The 3,457-nt window shown below is 67.8% G+C and carries 2 protein-coding genes, 1 tRNA gene and 1 pseudogene; 1 reads left to right on the top strand and 3 read right to left on the bottom strand.

The genetic code is table 11. The features are described from left to right. Positions 1–183: 183 nt before the first annotated feature. Positions 184–1,173 (top strand): asparaginase, encoded by a 990-nt coding sequence (locus K675_RS0128300; protein ID WP_017906829.1) that lies wholly within the window; start codon positions 184–186, stop codon positions 1,171–1,173. A gap of 45 nt (positions 1,174–1,218) precedes the next feature. Here K675_RS0128300 and K675_RS0128295 read toward each other — a convergent pair. The 3 genes and pseudogenes from K675_RS0128295 to K675_RS31555 all read right to left on the bottom strand — a co-directional run. Further along, a tRNA-Sec gene (locus tag K675_RS0128295) sits at positions 1,219–1,314 on the bottom strand. Between the two features lie 8 nt (positions 1,315–1,322). Then, the gene (selB, locus tag K675_RS0128290; RefSeq protein WP_017906828.1) at positions 1,323–3,245 is read right to left on the bottom strand and encodes a selenocysteine-specific translation elongation factor; all 1,923 of its coding nucleotides are present in this window, start codon (positions 3,243–3,245) and stop codon (positions 1,323–1,325) included. Then, positions 3,242–3,457 (bottom strand): annotated as a pseudogene (locus tag K675_RS31555) (L-seryl-tRNA(Sec) selenium transferase); the annotation flags it as partial. The gene selB and the pseudogene K675_RS31555, both read right to left, overlap by 4 nt.

The raw sequence follows: 3,457 nt of genomic DNA, 5'->3' as shown, positions 1-3,457 counted from the left end.
TCCAGCAAGTTCAACGACCTGGACCTGGACCGTGCCGCCTGGCCAGCCAACCCGCAAGTAGAAACAGTCACTGACAAAGCCGCCGCCCAAGCGCAGCCGCAACGCTGATATTCTCCTTGCCTCAGCCGCCCCGTTCGTGGGCGGCTGTCTCTTTCTCTCTCCAAATCTCTACGGAATGCTCCCATGGGTGCAGTCAAGAATCTTCTCGTCCTCTATACCGGGGGCACCATCGGCATGCTGCAGACCGCCGAAGGCCTGGCTCCGGCCGGCGGCTTCGAGGCACGCATGCGCCAATACCTTGCCGGCTGCGCCGACGCGCCGCGGGTCCCCTGGTCGCTGCAGGAACTCAACCCGCTGATCGACAGCGCCAACATGCAACAGGCCAACTGGCTGGCAATGCGCGACGCCATCGTGGAGGCCGTCGAACAGCGCGGCCATGACGGCGTACTGGTGCTGCACGGCACCGATACCCTGGCCTACAGCGCCGCGGCGCTGTCGTTCCTGCTGCTCGGCCTGCCGGTCCCGGTGCTGCTGACCGGCTCGATGCTGCCGGCCGGTGCGCCGGACAGCGATGCCTGGGACAACCTGATCGGTGCCCTGAAGCACTTCGAACATGGGCTGCCAGGCGGCGTGCAACTGTTCTTCCACGGTCATTTGCTGCACGGCTGCCGTGCCTCGAAACTGCGCAGCGAGGCCTTCGACGCCTTTACCGCGCCAGCCCGTCATCGCGAAGGCGAGCGGGCGGCGGCGGTCCCGGACCGGCTGGATTACCGTCAGCCACGGGTACCGGTCAACCTGGCCGTGCTGCCGGTGTACCCCGGCCTGCAGGCCGCCCACCTGCGCGGACTGTTCGACGGCGGCATCCAGGGCCTGGTGCTGGAATGCTACGGCAGTGGCACCGGCCCGTCCGACGACCAGGCCCTGCTCGATGTGCTGCACGAGGCACGTCAGCGTGGCGTGCTGATCGTCGCCATCAGCCAGTGCCCGGAAGGTTCGGTGGTGTTCGACACCTACGCTGCCGGCAGTCGCCTGCGCGATACCGGCCTGGTCAGCGGCGGCGGCATGACCCGTGAAGCGGCGTTGGGCAAGTTGTTCGCGTTACTCGGCGCGGGGCTGGATGTGCAGACGGCAGAGCAGTGGTTTGCCCTGGATCTGTGTGGGGAGCGCGCGTAAGCGCTGCTCTTTCGAGACTATTCGCGGGCAAGCCCTGCACACAATTGGCGGAAGGCAGCGGGAGTCGAACCTGCCCGGGAACGGCTGCCGTCCCCAACCGGGTTTGAAGCCCGGCCGCGCCACCGGGCGCGATTGCCTTCCCTGGATGTTCAGTGCCGGGCCTGCTGCCGGGCCAGGGCACTGTCAACACGGATATGACGCTGGTCGGCGACCCTGCGGGTCAGACCGATGCGGTCGAAGTATTCCAGTATCTGCACACTGCGCTTGCGACCGATGCCCAACATATCGCGAAACGCCGCCACCTGCACTATCGGCGATGCCGCAGCCTGCCGCGACAGCAGCTCGGCCATGTGCTGCAAGGTCGCCTCAGGATAGAACAGGTCACGTACCACCTGGTGCAACAGGCCCAGTCGGGCGAGCTTGCGCAACAGCAGGCGGACTTCGCCCTCCTCCCGTTTTTCCTCGCCGGCCAGGGTCCTGACCCACGGCGGATCGAACCCGCCCGCCAGCAAGCGTGGCTGCAGGCGCTGCCACAGCGACTCGTCGGCCTCGCTCAGTTGCACCTTGTGATCCGGCAGGTGCAGCCACGGGCCGCTGCTGCTGATCGCGCCCTCGGCCAGCAACTCATCCAGCAGGCAGACAAAGGCCGGACGCTCCAGTGGCAAGGCGCAGAAACGGCGCAGCCGATCGCGGTCGGGGCCAAGCTGGTCGGGCTCCTGCTGGTGAAACTGCGCCAGCCGCGCCAGCAACTGGTTCCTGAGCGCCTGCCACTGCGGCCGGGCGAACAGCAACTGGCCCTGGCGGGTGGCGAGCACCTGGACATGCTCGGGCAGTTGCCAGCTCTCGCGCAGACGATTGAACTGCCGCTCCAGGCGTTGCGGGTCGAGTCCGCCCGGCGCAGTGTCGAGCAGGGCCGGCAAGGCCTGTTCCAGCGTGCTGGCCCCGCGCAGCACCTGCAACTGGCGCAGGCGCGCCTCGCTGCGACGCTGCCGGCTGGGCGCAAACGGATCGAGCACGCGTCCGCCACCCAGGGTGCGCTGGGCGCGCTGATCGCGCAGGACCAGACGATCACCGTGCACCGCCTGCAACGGTGCGTTGAGCAGCAACTGGGCGAACATGCGCTGGCCGGCCAGGAGCTTTTCGCCTTCGAGCAAGGCGACGCGGGCGGTGACGTCCTGGGTACCGAGATGCACATGCACGGCACTGAAGTGTTCAAAGGTACGGGTTTCACCGGGTAACAGATGAAGCTCGATGTCGACTCGCGAACTCGGTGCATGCAGCCACGACGGCAACAGCCAGTCACCCCGGTGCACCTGCTCCACCGCCAGGCGGTCGGCGCTGATGTTCAGCGCCACCCGTTGCCCGGCAACAGCCTGCGACGCGGCCTGGTTCTGCGCATGCAGACCCCGCACCCGCACCGCCTTGCCGGCCGTTCCCAGCAGCAGGGTGTCAGCGACAGCGACCTGCCCGGCCAGCGCCGTGCCGGTGACGACGATACCGGCCCCCGAAACCGAAAACGCCCGGTCGACCGCCAGGCGAAAACCGCCCTGGACACTACGTTGGCGCACACGCCCCTGGGCCTCGCGCAACGCCTGGCGCAGCGGCTCGATCCCCTGTCCGGAGAGACTCGACAGCGGAAAGAGCGCCGCCGATGCGTAGGGCCCCGACGCCAGCAGCTCGGTCACTTGCGCCTGGACTTCAGCCAGCCGTGCCGGGTCCACCCGGTCACTCTTGCTGATCGCCACCAGCGCCTGGGGAATACCCAGCAATTCGATGATCGCCAGGTGTTCACGGGTCTGCGGCATGACCCCGTCGTCGGCCGCCACCACCAACAGCACCAGGTCGATACCGTGGGCACCGGCCAGCATGTTGTGGATAAACCGCTCGTGCCCCGGCACGTCGATAAAACCGGTCAACCCCTCTCCCTCGCCGAGCGCGGCGTAGCGATAGCCGAGGTCGATGGTCATGCCGCGGGCGCGCTCCTCCTGGCGCTGGTCGCCGGCCTGGCCGGTCAGGGCCTGGAGCAGTGCGGTCTTGCCGTGGTCGATGTGTCCGGCGGTGCCGACGATCACTGCACCGCCCCCAACTGCAGCGCCGGCAGTTGCGCCAACCACTGGGCTTCATCGTCCAACTGGCGCAGGTCGAGCCACAGCGCATCGTCATCGATGCGCCCCAATACTGGCACTGGCAGATCGCGCAGTGCCCGTTCCAGCACATGCAGGCTGCGCCCGCGCAGGCGCTTCGATACCAGCGGGCGCAGGCACAGCGCCGCGCTGGGCAAGCG

Source organism: Pseudomonas fuscovaginae SE-1, assembly GCF_000364705.1.
In the GTDB taxonomy this organism is placed as follows: Bacteria; Pseudomonadota; Gammaproteobacteria; order Pseudomonadales; family Pseudomonadaceae; genus Aquipseudomonas; species Aquipseudomonas fuscovaginae_A.
The sequence above is the reverse complement of the archived record's forward strand: the minus strand, read 5'-3'. Positions and strand labels throughout refer to the sequence as shown.

Excerpts from the sequence above, each read along its gene's own strand:
- K675_RS0128300 (WP_017906829.1), top strand. The coding sequence starts at position 184 with ATGGGTGCAGTCAAGAATCTTCTCGTCCTCTATACCGGGGGCACCATC.